Consider the following 23,196-nt stretch of genomic DNA (forward strand, 5'->3'; position numbering starts at 1 on the left):
GTGTTGTTGTGTTGTGTTTTTTTATTTTAAAGGTGACGGTGTCACGCCCTGCGGGATCGGACACTCGTACGGTTTTTCTGTTATGTGTTGTTCGAACTCTTCCCGGCATTTTCGCAACAGGTCGGCATCCTGAAGCAGATGCAGCGCGGTCGCGCCCATCACTTTTCCGGCCAGCAACATGCCTTTATGGGCAATAGAGGTACGCCCCTGCGCCACTAATTGCCAGGTATGCAGCGGGGTGCCCACGGTAAAACAGGGGCTAAAGCACTGTGCGACAGGCATCTTCCAGCTGACATCCCCCACATCGGTGGAGCCTGCCAGCACGTTATCGGTGATGGCATAAGGGGCAACTTCATCCACCAGCAACGTCTCCTGATGGCGTCGGGCAAACGCTTTTCCCTCTTCGGCCCCCGTTGCGGCAATGTTTTTCAGGCTGTTTTGCAGGTCGTTTGCCGTGAGCGTAGCGCGGATTTTACGGGCAAATTCGCGTTCCTCTTCCGTCCAGGCCGGCGTGCCGTAATGCTGCAATGCGCGGTACATCGCCGCTTCGAGCGTTCGGTTCGGCAGATAGCTGGAGCAGGCTTTATCAAAGCGGCACTCGACGGTGGTTTCGGTCATCATCGCCGCGCCCTGGGCGATTTTCTCGATGCGCGCGTAGATCTGCTGCGCATCGGCCATCTCCGGGGCGCGGATCAGGTACAGCACCTCGGCCTGGGCCTGCACCACGTTAGGCGAAATTCCGCCGGTATCGGTGATGGCGTAATGAACGCGCGCTTTTTCAATGATGTGTTCGTTGAGGAAGTTTGTGCCGGTGGTCATCAACGTCACGGCATCCAGCGCGCTGCGTCCCAGATGTGGGGAGTTAGCGGCATGGGCGGCGATCCCCTTAAACCGCCAGGCGGCCTGAATATTGGCCAGCGTGCTGACGTTAAACATCCCGGCAAAGGCTTCCGGGTGCCATGTCACGGCAGCGTCCACGTCGTCAAATAATCCTTCACGCACCATAAAGGTTTTACCGGAGCCGCCTTCCTCGCCGGGACAGCCGTAAAAACGCACCGTTCCGCTGCCGCCGTGCTGTTCCAGCCAGCTTTTCACCGCCACCGCCCCGGCAAAGGCAGCCGTGCCTAAGAGGTTATGCCCGCAGCCGTGGCCGTTCGCCCCCGGGGTGGCGGATTGCGCCGTCGCGCAGTGTGCCTGCTGGCTTAGCCCGGCCAGGGCATCGTATTCGCCCAGAAGGGCGATAACGGGCTTGCCGCTGCCGTAGCTGGCAATAAAGGCGTTGGGAATGCCTCCGGCTTCCCGCGTCAGGGTAAAGCCCTCGGCTTCCAGCGCGCTGGCGAGGCGTTCGGCGGACCAGAACTCTTCAAAGCGCGTTTCGGGATGATCCCAGATGTCATCGGCAATATCGGTAAACGTCTGACATCGCGTGTCGATGGCATCAGCGATAAAAGCGTAGTTCTCCTGCATTACACACCTCGCGTCCACGGGAAATTAAGCGCAGTTCGCGCCAGCGTTTCGATGGCAACGTTCATCACCTGCTCATCAAAATCGAATTTTTCGTTGTGATGTCCGGCGCTCAGCTGGGTGCCGAAAACCATATACGAGGCCATGCCGCCGTTCTGCTGCACGCGGGCCATCATTAGCGTGGCGTCTTCGGAGCCCGCAGGCGCTTTGACCTTATTAATGGCATGAGTCACACCGGGCACCTGGCTTGCCTGCTCGCGCAGATAATCGACCCAGGCCGGGGAAGGGACGCTGGAGGTCGCCGCCCCCATCAGGTTTATCCCGGCTGTTACGCCATAGAGCGCCGCCGCGCCGGTAATTACCGCCTGCGCGCGATCAAAGACATACTGATTAATGGCCTCGCTTTCGCCGCGGGTTTCAACCTTAAGTAACGCATCAGCCGGAACCACGTTGCGTCCGCTGCCCGCCTGCATGACCCCGACGTTAACCCGGGACGCGCCTTCGCTGTGTGGCGCGATGCCATGCAGCGCGATAGCGGCCTGGGCAGCAGCAAGCAGGGCGTTACGGCCCTCTTCCGGTTTACCGCCAGCGTGTGCGGCGACTCCGGTAAAGCGCACGTCAAATTTGGTGGTCGCCATGAAGTTATCGCTGCCGCAGATCACCGTCCCTTCCGGAACGCCGGTTCCGATATGAATGGCGGTAAAGTAGTCTACGCCGTCCAGCGCGCCTGCGGCGACCATAGCGCGCGCGCCGCGCGTACCCTCTTCGGCAGGCTGGAAGATCAGTTTGATGGTGCCGTTGAGCTGCGCTTCATACTGCTTAAGCACCTGCGCGAGCCCCAGACCAATGGTGGTATGCCCGTCGTGGCCACAGGCGTGCATCATTCCCGGATTGCAGGAGGCAAACCCGTCGCGGAACGGGCGATGGCTGTCGTCGAGCGCTTCGCTTAAATCAAGGGCGTCCATGTCCACGCGAAACGCCAGGGTTGGGCCCGGGCGGCCGGTATTCAGGGTCGCGACAATGCCGGTGAACCCGCCCTCAAACGGCGCCAGCCATTTCTCCGGCGCGCCCTGCGCCCGGGCGCGGGCAAACTCTCGCGAAAGGGTGGCGTCATCGGGCAGTCCCATACGGCTTTCGGCGTCGACCACGTCGCGACCCATCGCCAGCTCGTAACCCAGTGAGGCGAGGATCTCCGCCACTTTTGCCGCAGTGCGAAACTCCACCCAACCGGATTCCGCGAAATGGTGGAAATCGCGACGCCATGCGCTCAGTTGTGGGGCTAATGTCTGGATGTACTGCGCCAGTGCGTTCATATCTTTTCCTGTCATCATTAAAATATGTGAACTGCTTCACGCTGTGATAGTTTTTACTTATCACTAATCGTTTTTTCACAGTTTTAACCGTTCAGGAATTACCCTCGCACATCCGTTTCCATTAAAGTAGATGACAGTTTCTTTACTCTGATAAACAACGGTTATCGGTCTCGTTATGTCATTTCAGATTAAATTTCATCAAATCAGGGCGTTTGTCGAGGTGGCGCGTCAGGGCAGCATTCGCGGCGCCAGCCGGACGCTTAATCTTTCGCAGCCCGCGCTGACCAAATCCATTAAAGAGCTGGAGGAGGGTATGGCGGCCCAGCTATTTGTGCGCCGGAGTAAAGGCGTCGCGCTGACCGAGTGCGGGGAAGGGTTTTATCACCGCGCTAATTTGATTCTGGAAGAGCTGCGTGCAGCGCAGGATGACATCCGCCAGCGACAGGGCGAGCTTGCCGGACAGATCAATATTGGGATGGGAGCCAGCATTTCACGCAGCCTGATGCCAGCCGTCATTACGCGTTTTCATGCGCAGCATCCTCAGGTCAACGTCCGGATTATGGAAGGCCAGCTGGTGTCGATGATTAATGAATTACGTCAGGGTGAGCTGGACTTTACCATCAATACCTATTATCAGGGGCCGTACGATCACGAATTTACGTTTGAAAAGCTGTTCGAAAAGCCTTTTGCCGTATTTTGTCGGGCAGGACATCCGGCGACAGGGGCGACCTCAATTAATGAGCTTCTGCAATATAACTGGACGATGCCTACGCCCCGGGGAAGTTATTATAAGCAGTTACAGGATACTTTTAACCATCGCTCTCAAATACCGCGAATTGGCGTTGTCTGTGAGACCTTTTCCTCCTGTATTAGCCTCGTCGCACAAAGCGATTTCATCAGCATTTTACCGCAAGAGCTGGGCTGCGATCCGCTTCTGGCGCACCGTCTGATAATGCTGCCGGTTGTCGAAACCCTGCCTAAAGCGGCATATTATTTAATTCAGCGTCGTGATTCTCGCCAGACACCGCTTGCCGAATCATTAATCACGCAGTTTCGAAGAGAGGCCAGGAAATTAATTTAATAAAAATAACAACAATAAAAAATAGAGTCTGCCCGACATCAGACAGACTCCACAGAACACACAGTCGTGCATCCTTTCGCGGATCCTACATGCATTATCCATTGGGCAGGTTTATTAAGTTATAACAGCTTTTTCTTAAAAGAGAAGGACGTTGAGTGATTGATTTCACGATTTTTTAACGTATTTATTTAATTAATTACGGCTGAAATTTAAGTTAAGGTTAGATTAAATTTATTGCGTCTGCGATTATCTGTTCCTTAAGCCATTATTTGTACCCGTGCCCGGGTGATTGAGACCCGCAACGGGCGCAGGTATAGTACATCACTCAGATGTAGCCGGAGGATTTCCATGAACCCTGACGACAAATCACTTTTTCTTGACGCCATGGAGGATGTCCAGCCGCTCAAACGCTGCGCGGATATTCACTGGCAGCAGAGCCGCAACACGCGGGCGCGTCAGGAAATAGATACTGAGCAGCTCGATAACTTTCTGACGCTGGGGTTTCTGGAACTGTTGCCCCTTGACGAGCCGCTGATGTTCCAGCGTGAAGGGGTACAGCAGGGGGTATTTGATAAGCTGCGTTCCGGCAAATATTCCCGTCAGGCCAGCTTAACGCTGTTACGCCAGCCTGCGGAGCAATGCCGCCAGCTGGTCTATTCCTTTATTCGCCAGGCCGGACGTGACGGGCTACGCAACCTGATCATCGTGCATGGTAAAGGGCGTGAACAGCAGTCGCACCCTAACGTAGTGCGCAGCTATCTTGCGCGCTGGTTGACCGAGTTCGACGAAGTACAGGCCTTTTGCGAAGCGCAGCCGCATCACGGCGGCAGCGGAGCATGCTATGTCTCGTTGCGTAAATCAGAGGATGCGAAGCGAGATAACTGGGAACGCCACGCCAAGCGCAGCCGCTAATCAGGCAGGCGGGCGATATGCCCGCCTGTCACTCAGAAGGTTTCCCAGTTCGCGTCAGCTGTATTCGCGCCTGCCGCTGACGGGCGCAGCAGTACGGGCGTTTTCACGTTTTTAGGGCGAGCCGCCGGCGATGCCTGAGCGTTCAGCCGGAATGCCGCCACGGCCTGACGCAGCTGTTCAGACTGATCTTCCAGCGCCGCCGCCGCCGTTGCCGACTCCTGTACCAGCGCGGCGTTTTGCTGCGTGACGCTGTCCATCTGCGAGACTGCCAGGCTGACCTGCTCTATACCGCGGCTCTGCTCGTCAGACGCCGAGGAAATCTCAGCCATAATATCGGTTACGCGCGTCACGGCCGCGACGATCTCTTTCATGGTCGCACCCGCCTCGCTCACCTGTTCCGAGCCGGTATTCACCCGGCTGACAGAGTTCTCGATAAGCCCTTTGATCTCTTTTGCCGCCTGCGCGCTGCGGCTGGCCAGCGTCCGTACTTCACCTGCCACGACCGCAAAGCCGCGACCTTGTTCCCCGGCACGGGCGGCTTCAACCGCCGCGTTGAGCGCGAGAATATTGGTCTGGAATGCAATGCTATCGATAACGCCGGTGATATGCGCAATTTGCTGAGAACTGTCGGCAATGTCATTCATGGTACGCACCACGTTATCCACCACCTGACCGCCGCGTGCGGCGGTTTCAGACGCATTCTTCGCCAGCAGCGTCGCCTGGCGGGCGTTATCCGAGTTCTGTTTCACCGTGGCAGTCAGCTCTTCCATGCTGGCGGCGGTCTCTTCCAGCGAGGCTGCCTGCTGCTCGGTTCGGGCGGAAAGGTCGTTACTTCCGGCGGCAATTTCTCCTGCGCCCGTGTAGATAGAATCTGTGCTGCCGCGCACGGCGCTGACGGTGCTCACCAGCGACTGCTGCATCTCGTGCAGACCAGCAGCCAGCTGGCCCATCTCGTTGCGCCCGGTAATCGCGACATTTTGCGTCAGATCGCCGCTCGCGATGGTGCGAATATGGTTCATGATGGCGTTGAGCGGTTTCAGGAGCAGGTGCTGTAAACCCTGCCAGATCACCACCAGCACGGCGATCACGGTCAGGAAGATCGCCGCCAGCGTCCACTGCATCTGGGTAAAGCTGCTCTGGTTCTCTTCGGCGGCGGCTTTCAGCAGAACGTTGTTTTCAGCGCGCCAGCGGGTATAGACCGCCTCCATCTCATCCTGCGCCTGCTGGGCGTCCAGGTCGCCATAGGCCTGATAGTTATCTGCGCGCAGATACTCAATGGACAAGCGCATCACCTCGTGCATTTGCTTCCAGGCTTTCTGCATCTCTTCGGTGAGCGCGGCATTCTGGCCCTTCACCTGCGGAATAACCAGCCAGTTTTTGTAATAGTCTTCGGCTTTGGCCAGCGAACCGTTGGCGGTGCCCAGCAGCGTGTTGATCGCCGCGAGAGAGGCCGGATCGCGCTGGTTTTTCAGGTAGCGGATCGCCACGCGGGTAACGGTAACGCGCGTTTTCACCAGCGTGTTAACGCTGTCGCTCAGGCTTTCCTGTTGGGCATTGAGTAACCCGGAGTTCTGAAAGTTGTGACGATCGTTGTTAACGGCAGAGTAGAACAACCCTCCCGTGACAACTTGCAGCAGACAGAATATGGTGAGGGCAAAGATAATACCGGTAATCACGTGCAGATTTTTCAGCATGGCGGTCATCCGTAAGAGAAGAGGCAGGGTTACATCAATACTATCGTCGTAGCGAATTTAAACTTTAATTTTACTATTGCTTAACTAATGGTTTCGTTGCGGAACCTGTTGTAAATCCGGATCATTTTTTATGAGGAAGGTCAGCATGAGCAGCATAGATAAAAGCGGAACGTTCACGCTCGGAACGCGTACGGTTAAACGATTTGGCTATGGCGCGATGCAGCTTGCCGGGCCTGGCGTTTTTGGTCCGCCAAAAGATAAAAATGCGGCGCTGGCAGTGCTGCGTGAAGCGGTGGCGTTGGGTGTGAATCACATTGATACCAGCGATTTTTACGGACCTCATGTGACCAACCAGCTTATCTGCGAGGCGCTTCATCCGTACCGGGACGACCTTACGATTGTGACCAAGATCGGAGCCCGACGCGGCGAGGATGCCTCCTGGCTGCCGGCGTTTTCCGCGCAGGAGCTGACGCAGGCGGTGCATGATAACCTGCGTAACCTGAAGCGGGATGTGCTGGACGTGGTTAACCTGCGGATCATGTTTAGCGCCCACGGACCGGCGGAAGGCTCGATTGCCGCGCCGCTGAGCACCCTTGCGGAGCTGCAACAGCAGGGGCTGGTTCGTCATATTGGGCTGAGCAACGTCACCGCTTCGCAGGTTGCTGAAGCGCAGAAGATGGTTTCCGTGGTGTGCGTACAGAACATGTACAACGTTGTGAATCGCGGTGACGATGCGCTGGTTGATTCGCTGGCGCAGCAGGGGATTGCCTGGGTGCCGTTCTTCCCGCTGGGTGGTTTCACGCCACTGCAATCTTCCGGACTACAGGCGGTGGCGGATTCACTGGGCGCGACGCCGATGCAGGTGGCGCTGGCATGGCTGCTGCAGCGCTCGCCAAATATCCTCTTGATCCCGGGAACCTCATCGGTGGCGCATCTGCGTGAAAACCTGGCGGCAGCCGATCTGGTATTGCCGCCTGAGGCGCTGGAGACATTAAATTCTCTGGTGGGGTAATCCCGATACCAGCAAAAGCCCGGAGGATTTTTCGGGTTTTTGCTGTTTATGATCCAATCTGACTTCTTTGGCGGTGAAGCGCTAACGCTTCTGCCACGATTTCCTGCTTACTTTTCCGTGTTTCATACGCAGTAATGCGGATGTACTCCATCAGCGCAGGATCGATGCGCGCACTTAACATCCTGAGTTCGGCCTCCTTTGCGACACCGCGAGCAACACGCTTATCGGGATAATCACGGGCGGGCATAGAAAACGTCCTCCAAAAATTGTCTTGTTAATTTGTGCTGTAAAATATGCGCTAGTCTAAATATAAAGTCAACGTATAGTGTATGTGGAGTGACTTGTTGTTACTTTGTTTTCTTTTTATAGTCATGTGAAAGTCATTGCGTAGTGATGTTTTATGACGCGTTACGCTTGTCTGTGCGTAAAAATTTACAAAACAAATAATCTTCATTGCTATAGGGGGTTATAAGCGAAGCGGTTAAGGCGTAGCCAGCCGCTTACGCTGACATGGCTTGATCGATACCTCAGTTAAAACTACTGTATATAAAAACAGTATGGAGGTGTTTATCATGATCTTTTTCAGACCCGCAGAGTTGCGTGAAATCGTTGCTATTCCACTTTTCAGCGACTTAGTACAGTGCGGCTTCCCCAGCCCGGCAGCGGATTATGTAGAGCGGCGTATCGATTTAAACGAGTTATTAGTCGCCCATCCCAGCTCCACTTACTTTGTCAAAGCCGCCGGTGACTCGATGATAGAAGGGGGGATCAATAACGGTGATTTGCTGGTGGTGGACAGTTCCCGCAAGCCTGAGCATGGCGATATCGTGATTGCGGCGGTAGAGGGCGAATTTACCGTGAAGCGCCTCCAGCTGCGTCCCAATATTCAACTCAACCCCATGAACAGCGCCTATTCACCGATTATTGTCGGCAGCGACGATACGCTCGATATCTTTGGTGTAGTGACGTATATCGTGAAATCCGCGAGCTGATCGTGTTTGTGAAGCTTAAATAATAGGCAATAAGTTAATTCTCATCATGCAAAAATCTTACGGCACCTGGGCTGTCTTGTCGGCAAACCTGATATTCATCGCATAAGCCGGAACTTACTGGTCAAATATTCCGGTATTGGCGAATTACAGAGTGATATCCCATTTTTTTATTTTGTTATGTTCCTGCACTTTAGTGAGTTTTCTTTTCTTCCGACAGAATACATTTTGTCTACATTATAATTTTAATTTATGATTCGCACACGAACAATTGATGTTACGCAGGGTTTTAGCATCGTGGCAGTCAATAAAACCCTGCTGTTATAAAGTAATCAGGAGATTCATTTTTATGTCAGACAATAATCCCCGCTCATCCGGCTGGTTAGGCCCGTGGTGCCTGCTGGTGGGTGTGATACTTCTTGTAACGGGGCTCTTTTTTGCTATCGGCGGTTTTAAACTGGTTTCCCTGGGGGGGAGTTGGTATTTTCTCATCGCCGGGGTTATCACTCTGCTCTCTGCGATTCAGTTCTTCCGCCGCAAGTCCTCTGCCGTGGGGCTGTTTGCCCTGGTGTTTCTTGGCACCCTGATTTGGGCATTTTTCGATGCCGGGCTCGACTTCTGGCCGCTGGTTTCCCGTTTAATGGTACCCGCCGGGCTGATGGTGCTGGCAGCTGCCACCTGGCCTGCATTGCGTAAACGTGAAGGAAAACCGTCCTGCGCAAAAGGGGCCCTGGGGGTCTGCGCGGTCCTTATTATCGCCATGGGCGTCACCTTTGTTCAGATGTTTCAACCCCATCCGACCGTGCCGTTTAGCGGTGAAAAACGTCCGCTGGTACCGGTAAAAGATGATGCGAAACAGCAGAACTGGGATCACTACGGTAATACGGCCGGCGGTAGTCGCTTTGTGGCGCTGGACCAGATAACCCGTGACAACGTGAAAAACCTGAAACCGGTCTGGACCTACCATACCGGTGACGTACCGGAAAGTCCGGACGGCAATGGCGCAGAAGATCAGCAAACGCCGCTACAGGTTGGCGATCGTGTCTTCCTCTGTACGCCGCATAACAACGTGATCGCCGTGGATGCCGATAGTGGGAAAGAGATCTGGAAAGCGGAAATCAACGCCAAATCTGCAATCTGGATGCGCTGCCGTGGCCTGGCATACTTTGATGCCACCAAACCGCTGGCACAGCCAACGGTAGCGGGCTCCACGCCGGTTCTGCCAGCGCAGGTCGCACCGGGCGCTGCATGCCAGCGCCGTATCCTGATGAATACTATTGACGGTAAGCTGATCGCGTTAGACGCCGATAACGGCAAATTCTGCCCGGACTTCGGTACTAACGGCAGCGTTAACCTGCATGAAGGGATGGGCGACGCGTCAGATCCCACCTACGTGCTGACGTCGGCCCCGACGCTGGCGGGTACGACGGTTGTCGTTGGTGGCCGCGTTGCGGATAACGTCAGCACCGATATGCCGGGAGGCGTTATACGTGGTTATGACGTGATCACCGGCCAGCTGCGCTGGGCGTTCGACCCGCGTAATCCGGATCCGAACTATGTTCTGAAGCCGGGCGAACACTACAAACGTAGCTCTGCAAACTCCTGGGCCCCTATGTCCTGGGATGCGTCGATGAATACCGTGTTTATCCCGATGGGGAGTTCCTCCGTCGACCTGTGGGGCGCTGACCGTATTCCGGAAGATCATAAATACGCCACCTCAATCCTCGCGCTGGATGCGACTACCGGGAAAGAGAAGTGGGTATACCAGACCGTGCATAACGACCTCTGGGATTTCGATATCCCGATGCAGCCGAGCCTGGTTGATTTCCCGACAAAAGAGGGCAACAAGCCCGCGGTGGTGGTGGGCACCAAAGCGGGGCAAATTTATGTTCTTGATCGCCTGACGGGTAAACCGCTCACTGAAGTGAAAGAGGTTCCGGTAAAACCAGCGGATATTCCACGTGAACAGTACCCGGCAACGCAGCCGCGCTCTGTGGGGATGCCGCAGATTGGCGCGGAAACCCTGAAAGAATCGGATATGTGGGGGGCGACGCCGTTTGACCAGCTGGCCTGTCGTATCAGCTTCAAATCAATGCGTTATGACGGTCTGTACACGATGCCGGGAACCGATATTTCCCTGAGCTTCCCGGGCTCGCTGGGGGGAATGAACTGGGGTAGTCTGTCCACGGATCCGAACAACCAGTACATCTTCGTCAACGACATGCGTCTGGGTCTGTGGGTCCAGCTGATTAAACAAGATCCGCAAAGCGCAGTGGCAAACACGGGCGGTGAAGCCGTGAACGCCGGTATGGGCGCTGTTCCGATGAAAGGAACGCCGTATTCGGTCAACAAAAACCGTTTCATGTCACCGCTGGGTATTCCGTGCCAGAAACCACCGTTTGGCTCTCTCTCTGCGATTGACCTGAAAACACAGAAAATCGTCTGGCAGGTGCCGGTCGGTACCGTTCAGGATACCGGTCCGTTTGGGGTAAAAATGCGTATGCAGATGCCTGTCGGTATGCCGACGCTGGGCGGTACGCTGGCCACGCAGGGCGGTCTGGTCTTCATTGCGGGAACCCAGGATTACTACCTGCGCGCCTTTGATTCCTCTACGGGGGAAGAAGTGTGGAAAGCGCGTCTCCCGGTGGGTAGCCAGGGCGGACCTATCAGCTATGTATCACCGAAAACCGGCAAACAGTACATTCTGATCTCTGCTGGCGGTGCACGCCAGTCGCCGGATCGTGGTGACTACGTGATTGCCTACGCGCTGGATAAATAACAGCGAAATAAACAGCCTGGCCCCGTCGTAGTACGGGGCTTTTTTTTGACTGAAAACCACGCACAGGAAGAAAGCTGCGGTTCCGGTCAGCCCGTGAAAAGCACCCGCCAGCGTCGGCGACGGCGAGTCATCTCGCGCCATAGCGCGACTATCTCGTCAGGTTGCAGGGCATCAATAGCCTGCGGCGTTAACACCGGCAAACCATAGCGCTGGCGCAGGGCGGCCACTGCCGTGGCGCTGGCATCCATCGGTGAGCGGATCTGCGTCGCCAGCTGCTGTCGCAATAGGCTGAACTCGGATTCATCGCACAGCGTCAGCTCTCGCAAAAATCGTTTGCAGCAACCCAACAGGTTCACGGGAGAACGATCAGGCGACTGTAACGCCAGCAGCAGGCCATCGCGATCGGCAATACGCTGATAACGACAGCTGACCACGTAGCCAATCTGCTGTTCCACGCGCAGGCGCTGGAAAAATCGCGGTTCGCAGCATAACGCCAGCAGCCGCAGCGCGGCGAGCGACGCACCCGGCGGCAGGGGAATAAACACCAGCAGCGCCGAATCCTCGCTGGCGTGCGGAATGTGTTCGACCCCGCCGGGACAATCGCTTAACGGCAACGGCTTAGCGTTAACCGGCGCCCGGAGCAGGCCAAGCTGCCGGGCTAACCCGTGCGCGTGTCCGGCGCTGCCGCCAGCTAACGCCGCCAGCCAGCCATTCCGTGACGGTTCCGATGCCAGTCGTTCAGGCAATTGCTTAAGCAACTGACGGATCGCAATGCCATCTGGCGCAGGCGTAATAGCCGGTGTGGGTCGGGAGAGGCGATCGATTATCGCCCCGATGATGGGTTCCGCCATCACCACGGCGTCAGGAAGCCGCAGGGTTAGCTGCCAGCTACCGTCAACCGTTTGCCACTCGCCGCTGCCGCCAATATGGCGCATTTCAGCCAGAAGAGGGCGTAATTGTTTGCCGATCGCCACCCCCTGTGACTCGCTTACGCGCGAATAAAAAGGCTTGCGGAGGATCAACGTCGGCGGTTGTGCCTGCGCCGGTAAATGCAGCAGCGGAACGGCTTCTGGCGTCAGGGCTGGGGCAGAATATTGGGCAGCCTGCGGGTAGAAGGAAAACGCGATGGGGCTCTCATCCGCAACCGGCTGGCGACGCCAGTGGCTAAGCGGCAGGGCAAATCCCTGGCTGGAAATTGTCCCGGCGGCTTCCATTTTTTTGCAGGCCAGATATGAGGTGGGCGCCGCCAGTAAGTCGGCACAGAAGGCGGAAAAATCAACCGGCGCCGCGCCGGGCGCAAAACCAAACGCCCGCTGGCGAAGCTGGTCAAGGGCCGACAGGGCGCTAAAGCGCTGCTGTGCCAGCCGATAATAATGCCGCTGTTGCTCTTGCGTCGTTTGCTGTAGGGCCCGCAGCCAGCGCGTGATTTGCGCGTCTATGGCCTCGGGCCGTTCGCCGTCAAGCGTTAGCGCCAGCCAGCCGTAATCGTCATCCTGATAAAGCCAGTCCAGCGATACCTCTTCTGCCAGCCCGCGCGCCCGCAGCCCGTCAATCAGGCTTCCGGGGGCCTCGTCCAGCAAAAATTCCCGAAGCAAGGTGACGTTGTCACTTTTTCGGATCAACGGACAGCGCCACAGCGCGGGTCGCTCCGTCACTGCCAGCTGATAATCTGCTTCAGCGCTAAGGCGTAACGGGGGGGCGGCTTCAGGCACGCCACCTGAAGCAAAACCTGTCGCAAACGTATGGGCAAGCTCGGCTAACGCATCCAGCGTTTGCGGTCCCTGTAGCCACAATTGCAGGTGTCTGGCCCCATAATAGCGGCGATGAAATCCGCGCAACGCGGCGTGCAGCGATCCCGTGTCTTGCCCCAGAGAATCATGGCTACCCACCTGAAAACGGCGAAAAACCTCCGGTTGTTCCATCGCGTGGCGCGCCGCGGCTTCGCGCCGGGCGGGATCATGCTGCTGGATAAGCCGGTTTTCCGCATCAATGACCGCCACTTCGCGCTGGATGTCCTGCCGGGAAAGCAGTGGCGCCTGCAACATATCCCGCAGTCGCGCGACGCCGTCGGACAGGTTATCGGCGGCAACGTCGAAGAAAAAAGCGCTGTGGCGAGCCAGCGTGGTGGCATTGACGTTGCCGCCCTGGCGCTGGACCCAGGCCATGAGTCGATCATCGCCCCGATAGCGCTCGCTACCGCGGAACAGCAGGTGCTCAAGCAAATGCGCAAGACCGGCGAAGCGTGGTGGCTCGTGATGGCTTCCGGCACTCACGCGCGCCAGCGCCGCCGCGCGTGTCGCCTGCGGCTGATGCACCAGCGTTGCGCGTAAACCGCCTGCCAGTTCCACGATGCGGATGGTCATTATCGTTACAGTTCCCGGGTTTTATAGATAAGCTGAGAACGGGTTCGGTTGCGAAACTGAAGCTGACCGATCTTCATATCACTACAGGCTGCTTCGCGTCGCGCCTCGAGGATTTTATGATGATGCGGCGATTTGCTGCACACCGGATCGGCGTTATCCGCATTCCCGGTGAGCATAAAGGCCTGGCAGCGGCAGCCGCCGAAGTCTTTCTCTTTTTCATCGCAGGAGCGGCACGGCTCCGGCATCCAGTCAAACCCGCGATAGCGGTTGAAGCCGAAAGAGTCATACCAGATGGATTCCAGACTCTGCTCAAGCACCGACGGGAAATCCACCGGCAGCTGGCGCGCGCTGTGGCAGGGCAGCGCCGTGCCTTCCGGGGTCACGCTGAGGAAAATCGACCCCCAGCCGCCCATACAGCCTTTTGGCCGCTCTTCGTAATAATCGGGGGTGACGAACAGCAGGTTGGTCAGATTGCCGCTGGCGGCCATTTTTTGCCGATATTCGGCAACCACGCGTTCCGCGCGGGCAATCTGTTCCCGCGTCGGCAGAAGCCCCTGACGATTAAGGAACGCCCAACCGTAGAACTGGCAGGTGGCAAGTTCGACGTCGTCGGCGTCCAGCTCGATGCACAGTTCGATGATTTTATCGATCTGATCGATATTATGCCGGTGCAGGACGAAATTCAGCACCATCGGGTAATCGCGCGCTTTAACCGCTTTGGCCATCGCCAGCTTCTGCTGGAAGGCTTTTTTATTCCCCGCCAGCGCAGCGTTGAGCACTTCATCGCTGGCCTGGAAGCTAATCTGGATATGGTCCAGACCGGCCTCGCTGAATGCGTCGAGCTTGCTTTCCGTCAGGCCAATTCCCGAGGTGATCAGGTTGGTATAAAAACCGAGATCGCGGGCGGCGCGGATCAGCTCCGGCAGATCCTTACGCGTCAACGGTTCGCCGCCGGAAAAACCTATCTGCACGCTGCCCATCGCCCGCGCCTGGCGGAAAACCTCAATCCACTGTTCAGTGGTCAGCTCCTGATCCTGCCGGGCGAAGTCCAGCGGGTTAGAGCAGTAAGGACACTGTAGCGGACAGCGATAGGTCAGCTCCGCCAGCAGCCACAGCGGTGGATTGACGGCAGGTTTATTCTGGCTCACGGAAAATAATCCACTTCTGTTGATAAGCAATTTGCAGGAATTCTACGACGTCGTCATCCACGCCGCCGGCTTCCGGGAACCGTTCGTTGAGTATGGCAATGATGGCCGCCGCGTCGCGTTGGCCATCGACCAGTTCGAGGATCGCGGCGGCGGTCTCATTGAGTTTAGCCATGCCTTCCGGATAGAGGATGACATGGCTGTCCTGAGCGGCTTCCCATTGCAGGCGATAGCCGCGACGAAAGGCGACGATGGAGTTTTTTTGCATGCTTATACCAGTCGGGTTGTGTGCCAGGCCGCTTTGTCGGTGACCGTGTGATAAGGCGGACGCTGTAGCGCGTAGGCCATGGTCATCGCGTCGAGCATCGACCACAGGATATCGAGTTTGAACTGAAGGATCTCCAGCATCCGATTCTGCTTTTCCGCGCTATCGCAATAACGCTTCGCCAGCTCCAGACCATGTTCAACGTCGCGGCTGGCCTGGCTGAGGCGGCTGCGGAAATAAAAATAGCCTTCCTCTTTGATCCACGGGTAGTGCTGTGGCCAGCTGTCGAGACGCGACTGATGGATTTGCGGGGCGAACAGTTCGGTGAGCGAACTGCATGCAGCCTCCTGCCAGTTGGCGCGGCGGGCGAAGTTAACGTAAGCGTCGACGGCGAAACGGACGCCGGGCAGCACGTGGCGTTCGCTGATTAAGTCCTCGCGGCTGAGCCCCACGGCTTCGCCCAGCTGTAGCCAGGCTTCGATACCGCCGTCATGACCGTTGCTGCCGTCGTGATCGAGGATCCGCTGCACCCATTTGCGACGCGTGTGCGGATCCGGGCAGTTCGCCATAATTGCCGCGTCTTTCAGTGGGATCGTCGTCTGGTAGTAAAACCGGTTCGCCACCCAGCCCTGGATCTGCTCGCGGCTGGCCTCGCCGTTATGCATCGCGATATGGTACGGATGGTGAATATGATAGTAGGCGCCTTTCGCCCGAAGGGCGTGCTCAAACTCTTGCGGCGAGAGCGTTTCGCGAATGTGCATAGTTAGTCCTGAAGCGTGATGTTCATCCCGTCCCAGCTCACTTCTATTCCCTGCTGCGCAAGGGCGTGACGCTGCGGCGACTGCTCGTTAAGGATCGGGTTGGTGTTATTAATGTGGATCAGAATCTTGCGCTTTGCCGGCAGCGAGGCCAGCAGCGCCATCATGCCGTGTTCATCGCCGAGCGCCAGATGGCCCATGTCGCGGCCGGTATTGCGCCCGACGCCGGTGGCCTGGAGTTCATCGTCCTGCCAGACGGTGCCGTCAATCAGCAGACAGTCCGCCTTTTTGAGCCACGGCAGGATAGCGTCATCGGGTTCACCGAGACCCGGCGCGTAGAACAGCGTCTGACCGTTGCGGCGGTTTTCGATAAACAGCGCCACGTTATGCCCCGGCAGCGGGCGGTCGCGCCACGGCGAATAGGGCGGTGCGTTACTGGCGATGGGGACAGCGGTAAACTGCAAATCAGGGCAGGCTTCCACGCTAAAGGCGGTGAGCGGCGCAATCGGGTGATGAATAAGGCCGCCGTTCCAGTGCCGGAGCATGGTAAAAATCGGGAATCCGCTGGAAAGATCTTCATGCACCTCCGGCGTACACCATACCTGATGTGGGCACCCTTCGCGCAGGCTGAGCAGCCCGGTGGTGTGGTCAATCTGGCTATCGGTGAGAATAATGCCGCCAATATGCGTGCCGCGCAGAACCTCTTTCTTATTCAGTTCTGGCGTATGGGCAATCTGCTGGCTGATATCAGGGGAGGCGTTACACAGCACCCACTCTTTGCCGTTATCGCTGACGATGATCGACGACTGGGTGCGAGGGGTCGCCTGAAGGGTACCGTCGCGCAAACCCTGACAGTTTGCGCAGTTACAGTTCCACTGGGGGAAACCACCGCCAGCGGCGGAACCGAGGACTTTAATAAACATGAAGATGGGCCAGGTAGTCAAACAAAAATGCCCGCACGGATGGCGGGCAGAGCGATTAGCGGTTGGAAATGTACAGGGTCACTTCCAGGCCAAGACGTAAATCAATAAAAGCAGGTTTCTTCCACATCGTTTTTTCCTCTTTAAAAATGCAGCACCAACGCCATTGTTTGTGCCAGTTTTGTGATGGTCATCAAATAATGCGTCACAGGAGGGCAAAGCTCAACCCGAAAGATGTAAGGAATTAACTTAATGTTTACAACGTAACCTATTGTTGCCAAACATTTTGCAATACCTTTTGCCAGTTACCCCACAGCAGCTTATTCAGCACAAATTGATCATAGCCGCTGTCACGCAACGCGCTGATTAGCCGTGGTAAACCACTCACATCGTGTAAGTCATCAGGCAACGTAATACCGTCAAAATCGGAGCCCAGCGCGACATGATCGTCACCCATGATGTTAATAAGATAGTCGATATGGCGAACAATCGTACTCAGCGGGGTATCGCTATCGCGTTTACCGTCGGCGCGCAGAAACGCGTTGCCGAAATTGACGCCAGCCACGCCGCCGCTGTCGCGGATAGCCAGCAGCTGCCGATCGGTCAGATTGCGCGGTTGCGGGCACAGCGTATGGGCGTTGGAGTGGGTGGCGACCAGCGGTGATGAGGAATGACGAGCGGTATCCCAGAACGCCTTTTCATTCATATGCGAAACGTCAATCAGCATGTTCAGGGCGTTAGCGTGCTTAATGAGGGCGATACCCTCTGCGGTAAGCCCTGGGCCGCTGTCCGGGCTGCCGGGAAACACCCCGTTAACGCCGGTGCCAAAACGGTTAGCAATGTTCCAGAAAGGCCCAATGCTACGCACCCCGGCGGCATAGAAAGCCTGTAGATCGCCTCCCTCGCCGTCAAAACCGCCCGCGCCCTCAATATGCGCTACCATCGCCAGCACCTTATCCTGACGGCAGCGTTCGATATCCGCCGCGCTCAGGCACAATCGCGCCCGGCCGTCGGAGTGGGCGACAAGCTGCTTAAGGATCGTCAGCTGCTGCCAGAGAATGTCGACCGGCTGCCACGGCTCGCAGGCGTATTGTGGCGCCATGCGGGCGATATACTCCTGCGGCGGCACGAACAGCGCGAACAGCCCGCCGGAAAATCCGCCTTGCTGCATGCGCGGATAATCGAGGTGTCCGTTTTCAATGCCGGAGAAGAAGGCCGTTACCGGATCCTGGCGATGGTGAAGCCATAAATTAAGCAACAGGTCATTGTGACCATCAAAAACCGCCATAGCGCATCCCACTGTCTTTTATTGCTGTGAAAGTTGCCTGGCACGATAACCGATTTGTCCGGTCCGGCAAGGAGAAATTTACAACTTAGCAGCAATTGTTAATATCACTTAACAGTGAGGAGATCCGCAAAGCGGGTTGTGTAGCGGGGTGAAAGCATTTCCCGTTTCATCTGCCACGGCTGCTGAATACCCTGTCCCGCGAAGTAAAGCGTGCCACGGCCATTTTCAGCATTCAGATGGTCTAATACATCCATTAACTTTTGGCTGTTTTTCCTGGGTGCGTTGTCGTCAAACAGATTAAGTTGCGCGACGCCCTGGCTATAAAAATCTCCCAGCATCACGCCGGCTTTCTGGTACCGATGGCCGTTCTTCCAGACCGCATCCAGACAACGAACTGATGCGCCGATAATATCCCGGCTATCCTGGGTTGGGGTAAGCAGTTTTACCGACGCGCTATTGCCATAATATGACTCGTTAAGCGCGAAGGGCGAGGTTTTAACAAATACGGAGATAAAGCGGCAATGCTGATGCTCATTGCGAAGTTTTTCTGCTGCCCGGGCGGCATAACTACAGATGGCCTGGCGTACATCGTCATATTCGGTGATGCGTTCGCCAAACGAGCGCGAACAGACGATTTCTTGCTTTACCGGGGCAAACTCTTCCAGTTCAAGACACGGTTCGCCCCGTAATTCACGCACCGTTCTCTCCAGCACGACATTGAAATGTTTTCTTATGAACCGGATATCGGTGTCTGCCAGTTGCAGGACGGTCTTAATCCCCATCATCTCAAGCTTCTTCGCTATGCGACGTCCTACCCCCCAAACGTCTTCGACGGGTAGCGCCGCCATCAGCTTTCTCTGACGATCCACATTGGATAAATCAACAACGCCTCCCGTCTGGCGCTGCCAGCGTTTTGCCGCGTGATTTGCCAGTTTCGCCAGCGTCTTTGTGGGTGCGATGCCCACCCCGACGGTCAGATGGGTGCGTTGCAGTACGGTCGCTCTCATTTCATGCCCAAAATCGGAAAGATCGCGACAATTACGTACCCCGGTAAGATCGCAAAAGATCTCATCAATGGAGTATATTTCGCTACGAGGCGACATCTCTTCAAGCGTGTTCATTACCCGGTTGGACATATCCGCGTAAAGTTCATAATTACTGCTGAAACAAACCACGCCATGATGCCTGAAGCGATCTTTCTGTTTGAAGTACGGTTCACCCATTTTCACAAAGGGTTTGGCTTCAGCGGAGCGAGAGATGACGCACCCATCGTTATTGGACAACACGACCACCGGTCGTCCCTTCAGGTCCGGGCGAAAAACCGTTTCACAGGAAGCATAGAAAGCGTTCACATCACACAGTGCAAACATGGTCAGCTCGCTCTGGTATCGCCAGGTGGGGTGAAAAACTGCATTATGATCACCGTTAATAAATACTGTATTTATATACAGTATTGTATATTGATAGCAAAGATCAAGGGGGAACGAGGAGTGACGTCGTACGGGTGCAGGAGGGCGAGGGTTATGTCCAGAATGGCGGCGAGGCAAATCTGGCGGAAAGGGTATTTAATGAAATGTTTAAGGAATATAAGTGCCCATACGGCAGGTATGGGCAGTGAAGCCGTCGATATTACTTCTTCTTGTCCATCATCGCCTTGAGATCGGCAAAGGGGTTAAACGTGGCGACACCCACGTCTTTTTGCGCATCCTCACCCGCGACAACGGTGGTGCCATACTGATCCGCTTCGGTGTACTTTGAGTGTTCGTGATCGTGACAAAACAGGCACAACAGCTCCCAGTTACTGCCATCTTCCGGGTTATTGGTGTGATCGTGGTCGATATGGTGAACCGTGAGTTCACGAAGATTTGAATAAACAAACTCACGCGAGCAGCGTCCACAAACCCAGGGGTAGATTTTTAGCGCTTTTTCACGGTAGCCGCTTTCCAGCCGTGCGTAGTTTTTGGGGATCAGAGCCATTGCTGATGTTACCTGTTAAAAAGAGAATAGTTCACACTATATCCCATTATGAGATGTCAGGAGAATGCCTCCTCTGCGGGAAGGCAGCCTGCGATTTGCGTATTTCTGTCAGTTTATTTGAAGCATTCCGTTAAATAATCACCATTTATTCTCATTCGTTAATGCGTAGAGTAGGGATAACGCAATGCTTTATCAGGATACTCCACTATGAAAAAGATTGGATTTTTGTCGTTTGGTCACTGGACGCCGTCACCCCAGTCCGGCACGCGAACCGCGGCTGACACGCTGCTACAGTCCATCGATCTGGCGGTCGCAGCCGAAGAGCTGGGCGCGGACGGGGCTTATTTCCGTGTGCACCACTTTGCCCGCCAGCTCAGTTCGCCATTCCCCTTGCTGGCGGCAATAGGCGCGAAAACCAAACGTATCGAAATCGGGACGGGCGTGATCGACATGCGGTATGAAAATCCGCTGTATATGGCGGAAGATGCTGGCGCGGCAGATCTCATCTCCGGCGGGCGATTACAGCTTGGTATCAGCCGGGGTTCCCCGGAGCAGGTGATTGATGGCTGGCGTTATTTTGGTTACGTGCCGCAGGAAGGGGAAACCGAATCTGATATGGCGCGCCGCCACACTGAGGTACTGCTTGATGTATTACGCGGTGAAGGGTTTGCGAAGCCTAACCCACAGCCGATGTTCCCAAACCCGCCGGGATTGTTGCGTCTGGAGCCGCATTCAGAAGGCTTACGCGATCGTATCTGGTGGGGGGCTGGCTCTAATGCAACGGCAGTATGGGCGGCAAAACTGGGGATGAACCTGCAAAGCTCAACGCTGAAAGATGATGAAACCGGCGAGCCGTTCCATATTCAGCAGGCAAAACAGATCCGTGCCTACCGACAGGCCTGGGCTGAGGCAGGGCATACCCGTCAGCCACGCGTTTCGGTCAGCCGCAGTATTTTTGCCCTGATGGACGAACGCGACCGGATGTATTTCGGTTCAAGCCGCAATGAGAGCGACAGCGTGGGCTATCTGGATGAGAAAACGCGGGCCATTTTCGGACGCAGCTATGCCGCAGAGCCAGACAAGCTGATTGAACAGTTGAGAAAGGATGAAGCGATCGCGGAAGCGGATACGCTGTTGCTTACCGTGCCGAATCAGCTGGGCGTGGAATACAACGCACATGTGATCGAGTCCATCCTGAAACATGTCGCACCGGAAATGGGGTGGCGCGATCGCAATGCGTAATCTGGCCCTCTGGTATCGCCGGTTTGGTGAGCCTGAATCGGTACTGCAAGCGGAAACCACACCATTGTCCCCGCGACAGCCGGGAGAGATACGTGTGCGCATGCTTTTTTCTCCGGTGAACGCCTCCGATCTCATTCCCATCACCGGGGCATATCGCCATCGCACGTCGCTGCCTGCGATAGCCGGTTATGAAGGGGTCGGAATAGTGACCGAAACGCCCGCCGCTTATCCGGCGCTGCTGGGCAAGCGGGTCCTGCCGTTACGGGGGCAGGGAACCTGGCAGCGCTATGTCGACTGCCCGGCGGCGTATGCGGTTCCCGTCCCGGACGACGTCGACTCGCTACTTGCCGCGCGGGCGTATATCAACCCGCTTGCCGCACAGATGATGCTGGACCGCTATCCTCCGGTCAGGAAAACGGTGCTGCTAACCGCTGCCGGTTCTGACTGCGCCGTTCTGCTCGGGCAATGGGCACGCCAGGCGGGTGCAGAGGCGGTTTACGGGATCCATCGCTCGCCCGTGCACGCTCAACGTCTGGCTGAAAAGGGGATCGTCCCGATTGCGCAACACGATATGGCCGCCGTCAACGCTGCCGCCGCGCGCGCAGACGTGGTGTACGACGCCACGGGCGGCAGCCTGGCGGAGACGATCCTGAGCGTGATGCCCGAAACCGGCACCTTTGTCTGCTACGGGCTGCTCTCCGGGCAGACCTTCCGGCAGCAGCGGCCGTTGCCGCGCGTGGCGTGGTTTCACATTCGTAACTATCTGGACGCGCTGAGCGCTGAGGCGTGGCAGGCGGAGTTTCGGCGCATCTGGCCTAAACTGCGCGCCAGTCAGTGCAGCGATGTCACCCTCTACCCGCTGTCGGAATGGCAGCGGGCAGTAGGCAACTATCGCGAAGCGGGAAGAACGGGCAAGCCCATGCTGTCGATGGACAATTAATCGGCCTTATGGCTCATGTCGCTCAGCAGTACAGCGATACTTTGTCCACCGGCGGTCTGCTCGAGGCCAATTTTGACAATAATTGTCAGCGGAACGGAGAGCAGCATGCCGACAGGCCCGAGCAGCCAGCCCCAGAAAATCAGGGACAGGAACACTACAAGGGTTGAAAGCCCCAGCCCGCGTCCCATTATCCGTGGTTCAAGAATGTTCCCGAAGACAAGGTTAATCACCAGATAGCCTGCCAGCAGAATCAGGGCATCATACAAACCGCTGAAAACCAGCACCTGAAGGATAGGGGGGATCGCCGCCAGCACGGAGCCGATGTTAGGAATATAGTTGAGCGCAAAGGCCAGCAGCCCCCAGACGAAGGCAAAACGCACATCCAGCGCGGCGAGCATCCCCCAGACCACTAATCCCGTCACCAGGCTGATGGCCGTTTTCAGCACCAGATAGCGTGAAACGCTGTCGAGCGCGCGCTGAATGGCGCCCATTCCCTCTACCGGACGCACCATGATGTGCTGGAGCTTTGCAGGCAGCTGTGGAACTTCCAGCAGCATAAACACAACCGTCAGGAACAGCAGGAAAATTGAGGTCATGGCGTTGGAGAGTTGTGCCAGCAGGCTGGTGACAATCGTCATGGCGGCATTCGGATCGATGTATTTAAGCAGTTCCTCAACCGAGACTTCGATACCCGCGCGTTGCAGCCAGGGTTCAATTTGCAGCAGCGGGGTCGCCAGGGAAGAGCGGTATGTCGGTAGCGTCCGCGCCAGCTCGTTCAGGGAGGTTCCCAGATAGGCGACTAACAGCACCATCGCAACGATAATAATACTGATAAGCAGGCTTATCGCCAGCACACGCGGGATGCGCAGCCGCACCATTCGCTGCACCAGCGGATTGAGGATCACCGCGATAAAAAGCGCCAGGATAAAAGGCACGATGATATCGGCCGCAAAACGAACGCCGGTCAGAATGATCACCAGCATGCCCAGCATGATGACGATCTTAAGCCCGTTGAGGGTGATAATAGGTTTGGCCATGGACGTTCCTGAACAGT

21 protein-coding genes are annotated in these 23,196 nt (G+C 56.3%); 7 read left to right on the plus strand and 14 right to left on the minus strand.

What is annotated here, in order from left to right:
* Positions 1–21: 21 nt before the first annotated feature.
* Positions 22–1,467: a M20 family metallopeptidase gene (locus ACOTX1_RS18565; protein ID WP_003857528.1), complete on the minus strand. Its 1,446-nt coding sequence runs from the start codon at positions 1,465–1,467 to the stop codon at positions 22–24.
* Positions 1,467–2,777, minus strand: coding sequence for a M20 family metallo-hydrolase (locus ACOTX1_RS18570; protein WP_023314050.1), 1,311 nt, complete (start codon positions 2,775–2,777; stop codon positions 1,467–1,469). Before ACOTX1_RS18570 ends, ACOTX1_RS18565 begins: the two co-directional genes overlap by 1 nt.
* A gap of 175 nt (positions 2,778–2,952) precedes the next feature.
* Between ACOTX1_RS18570 and ACOTX1_RS18575 the strand changes: the two genes are divergently transcribed.
* Positions 2,953–3,858, plus strand: coding sequence for a LysR family transcriptional regulator (locus ACOTX1_RS18575; protein ID WP_003857524.1), 906 nt, complete (start codon positions 2,953–2,955; stop codon positions 3,856–3,858).
* A gap of 348 nt (positions 3,859–4,206) precedes the next feature.
* On the plus strand, positions 4,207–4,770 hold the full coding sequence (gene smrA / locus ACOTX1_RS18580; RefSeq protein ID WP_003857522.1) for a DNA endonuclease SmrA: 564 nt from the start codon (positions 4,207–4,209) through the stop codon (positions 4,768–4,770).
* Positions 4,771–4,802: 32 nt separating this feature from the next.
* Here smrA and tcp read toward each other — a convergent pair whose 3' ends face one another.
* Positions 4,803–6,464 (minus strand): methyl-accepting chemotaxis citrate transducer, encoded by a 1,662-nt coding sequence (gene tcp, locus ACOTX1_RS18585; protein WP_023314051.1) that lies wholly within the window; start codon positions 6,462–6,464, stop codon positions 4,803–4,805.
* A gap of 145 nt (positions 6,465–6,609) precedes the next feature.
* On the opposite strand from tcp, the gene ACOTX1_RS18590 reads away from it, so the two are divergent.
* Positions 6,610–7,476 carry an aldo/keto reductase family oxidoreductase gene (locus ACOTX1_RS18590; RefSeq protein ID WP_003857518.1) on the plus strand — a complete coding sequence of 289 codons (867 nt, stop codon included), beginning with the start codon at positions 6,610–6,612 and terminating at the stop codon, positions 7,474–7,476.
* A gap of 46 nt (positions 7,477–7,522) precedes the next feature.
* On the opposite strand, the gene ACOTX1_RS18595 is transcribed toward ACOTX1_RS18590, so the two are convergent.
* Complete coding sequence (locus ACOTX1_RS18595) at positions 7,523–7,723, minus strand: hypothetical protein (RefSeq protein ID WP_003857516.1); 201 nt, start codon at positions 7,721–7,723, stop codon at positions 7,523–7,525.
* A 325-nt stretch (positions 7,724–8,048) separates the two neighbouring features.
* On the opposite strand from ACOTX1_RS18595, the gene ACOTX1_RS18600 reads away from it, so the two are divergent.
* Complete coding sequence (locus tag ACOTX1_RS18600) at positions 8,049–8,468, plus strand: translesion error-prone DNA polymerase V autoproteolytic subunit (protein WP_003857514.1); 420 nt, start codon at positions 8,049–8,051, stop codon at positions 8,466–8,468.
* A gap of 346 nt (positions 8,469–8,814) precedes the next feature.
* Positions 8,815–11,244: a glucose/quinate/shikimate family membrane-bound PQQ-dependent dehydrogenase gene (locus ACOTX1_RS18605; protein WP_003857512.1), complete on the plus strand. Its 2,430-nt coding sequence runs from the start codon at positions 8,815–8,817 to the stop codon at positions 11,242–11,244.
* 86 nt (positions 11,245–11,330) lie between these two features.
* On the opposite strand, the gene pqqF is transcribed toward ACOTX1_RS18605, so the two are convergent.
* The 9 genes from pqqF to yajD form a co-directional block, all read right to left on the minus strand.
* Positions 11,331–13,607 (minus strand): pyrroloquinoline quinone biosynthesis protein PqqF, encoded by a 2,277-nt coding sequence (pqqF, locus tag ACOTX1_RS18610; RefSeq protein ID WP_023314052.1) that lies wholly within the window; start codon positions 13,605–13,607, stop codon positions 11,331–11,333.
* A 5-nt stretch (positions 13,608–13,612) separates the two neighbouring features.
* Positions 13,613–14,755, minus strand: coding sequence for a pyrroloquinoline quinone biosynthesis protein PqqE (pqqE, locus tag ACOTX1_RS18615; protein ID WP_022651046.1), 1,143 nt, complete (start codon positions 14,753–14,755; stop codon positions 13,613–13,615).
* A complete protein-coding gene (pqqD, locus tag ACOTX1_RS18620; RefSeq protein WP_003857508.1) occupies positions 14,742–15,020 on the minus strand; it encodes a pyrroloquinoline quinone biosynthesis peptide chaperone PqqD in 279 nt (92 codons plus the stop codon). The genes pqqE and pqqD overlap by 14 nt, the downstream gene beginning before the upstream one ends.
* A 2-nt stretch (positions 15,021–15,022) precedes the next feature.
* Complete coding sequence (gene pqqC, locus ACOTX1_RS18625; RefSeq protein ID WP_003857506.1) at positions 15,023–15,778, minus strand: pyrroloquinoline-quinone synthase PqqC; 756 nt, start codon at positions 15,776–15,778, stop codon at positions 15,023–15,025.
* Between the two features lie 2 nt (positions 15,779–15,780).
* A complete protein-coding gene (gene pqqB / locus ACOTX1_RS18630) occupies positions 15,781–16,698 on the minus strand; it encodes a pyrroloquinoline quinone biosynthesis protein PqqB (RefSeq protein WP_003857504.1) in 918 nt (305 codons plus the stop codon).
* Positions 16,699–16,753: 55 nt separating this feature from the next.
* Positions 16,754–16,825, minus strand: a complete 72-nt coding sequence (gene pqqA, locus ACOTX1_RS18635) for a pyrroloquinoline quinone precursor peptide PqqA (protein ID WP_002905689.1) — start codon at positions 16,823–16,825, stop codon at positions 16,754–16,756.
* A 138-nt stretch (positions 16,826–16,963) separates the two neighbouring features.
* A complete protein-coding gene (locus ACOTX1_RS18640) occupies positions 16,964–17,983 on the minus strand; it encodes a dipeptidase (RefSeq protein WP_023314053.1) in 1,020 nt (339 codons plus the stop codon).
* A 104-nt stretch (positions 17,984–18,087) separates the two neighbouring features.
* Positions 18,088–19,353 (minus strand): Y-family DNA polymerase, encoded by a 1,266-nt coding sequence (locus ACOTX1_RS18645; protein ID WP_023314054.1) that lies wholly within the window; start codon positions 19,351–19,353, stop codon positions 18,088–18,090.
* Positions 19,354–19,612: 259 nt separating this feature from the next.
* A complete protein-coding gene (gene yajD, locus ACOTX1_RS18650) occupies positions 19,613–19,960 on the minus strand; it encodes an HNH nuclease YajD (protein WP_003857471.1) in 348 nt (115 codons plus the stop codon).
* Positions 19,961–20,167: 207 nt separating this feature from the next.
* On the opposite strand from yajD, the gene ACOTX1_RS18655 reads away from it, so the two are divergent.
* Entirely contained in the window at positions 20,168–21,202 is a 1,035-nt protein-coding gene (locus ACOTX1_RS18655; protein ID WP_263522505.1) for an LLM class flavin-dependent oxidoreductase, read from the plus strand.
* The gene (locus ACOTX1_RS18660; RefSeq protein WP_023314055.1) at positions 21,195–22,142 is read left to right on the plus strand and encodes a zinc-dependent alcohol dehydrogenase family protein; all 948 of its coding nucleotides are present in this window, start codon (positions 21,195–21,197) and stop codon (positions 22,140–22,142) included. Before ACOTX1_RS18655 ends, ACOTX1_RS18660 begins: the two co-directional genes overlap by 8 nt.
* Here ACOTX1_RS18660 and ACOTX1_RS18665 read toward each other — a convergent pair.
* Positions 22,139–23,179 carry an AI-2E family transporter gene (locus ACOTX1_RS18665; RefSeq protein ID WP_003857467.1) on the minus strand — a complete coding sequence of 347 codons (1,041 nt, stop codon included), beginning with the start codon at positions 23,177–23,179 and terminating at the stop codon, positions 22,139–22,141. The genes ACOTX1_RS18660 and ACOTX1_RS18665 overlap by 4 nt on opposite strands.
* Positions 23,180–23,196 lie beyond the last annotated feature (17 nt).

It is taken from the genome of Enterobacter cloacae complex sp. IR5401, from assembly GCF_049238425.1.
Classification (GTDB): domain Bacteria; phylum Pseudomonadota; class Gammaproteobacteria; order Enterobacterales; family Enterobacteriaceae; genus Enterobacter; species Enterobacter hormaechei_C.

Coding starts and splice junctions, on each gene's coding strand:
- ACOTX1_RS18640 (WP_023314053.1), bottom strand. CDS start 17,983: ATGGCGGTTTTTGATGGTCACAATGACCTGTTGCTTAATTTATGGCTT.
- smrA (WP_003857522.1), top strand. CDS start 4,207: ATGAACCCTGACGACAAATCACTTTTTCTTGACGCCATGGAGGATGTC.
- tcp (WP_023314051.1), bottom strand. CDS start 6,464: ATGCTGAAAAATCTGCACGTGATTACCGGTATTATCTTTGCCCTCACC.
- pqqF (WP_023314052.1), bottom strand. CDS start 13,607: ATGACCATCCGCATCGTGGAACTGGCAGGCGGTTTACGCGCAACGCTG.
- ACOTX1_RS18595 (WP_003857516.1), bottom strand. CDS start 7,723: ATGCCCGCCCGTGATTATCCCGATAAGCGTGTTGCTCGCGGTGTCGCA.
- ACOTX1_RS18660 (WP_023314055.1), top strand. CDS start 21,195: ATGCGTAATCTGGCCCTCTGGTATCGCCGGTTTGGTGAGCCTGAATCG.
- ACOTX1_RS18565 (WP_003857528.1), bottom strand. CDS start 1,467: ATGCAGGAGAACTACGCTTTTATCGCTGATGCCATCGACACGCGATGT.
- yajD (WP_003857471.1), bottom strand. CDS start 19,960: ATGGCTCTGATCCCCAAAAACTACGCACGGCTGGAAAGCGGCTACCGT.
- ACOTX1_RS18645 (WP_023314054.1), bottom strand. CDS start 19,353: ATGTTTGCACTGTGTGATGTGAACGCTTTCTATGCTTCCTGTGAAACG.
- pqqB (WP_003857504.1), bottom strand. CDS start 16,698: ATGTTTATTAAAGTCCTCGGTTCCGCCGCTGGCGGTGGTTTCCCCCAG.
- ACOTX1_RS18655 (WP_263522505.1), top strand. CDS start 20,168: ATGAAAAAGATTGGATTTTTGTCGTTTGGTCACTGGACGCCGTCACCC.
- pqqC (WP_003857506.1), bottom strand. CDS start 15,778: ATGCACATTCGCGAAACGCTCTCGCCGCAAGAGTTTGAGCACGCCCTT.
- ACOTX1_RS18605 (WP_003857512.1), top strand. CDS start 8,815: ATGTCAGACAATAATCCCCGCTCATCCGGCTGGTTAGGCCCGTGGTGC.
- ACOTX1_RS18590 (WP_003857518.1), top strand. CDS start 6,610: ATGAGCAGCATAGATAAAAGCGGAACGTTCACGCTCGGAACGCGTACG.
- ACOTX1_RS18600 (WP_003857514.1), top strand. CDS start 8,049: ATGATCTTTTTCAGACCCGCAGAGTTGCGTGAAATCGTTGCTATTCCA.
- pqqD (WP_003857508.1), bottom strand. CDS start 15,020: ATGCAAAAAAACTCCATCGTCGCCTTTCGTCGCGGCTATCGCCTGCAA.
- ACOTX1_RS18665 (WP_003857467.1), bottom strand. CDS start 23,179: ATGGCCAAACCTATTATCACCCTCAACGGGCTTAAGATCGTCATCATG.
- ACOTX1_RS18570 (WP_023314050.1), bottom strand. CDS start 2,777: ATGAACGCACTGGCGCAGTACATCCAGACATTAGCCCCACAACTGAGC.
- ACOTX1_RS18575 (WP_003857524.1), top strand. CDS start 2,953: ATGTCATTTCAGATTAAATTTCATCAAATCAGGGCGTTTGTCGAGGTG.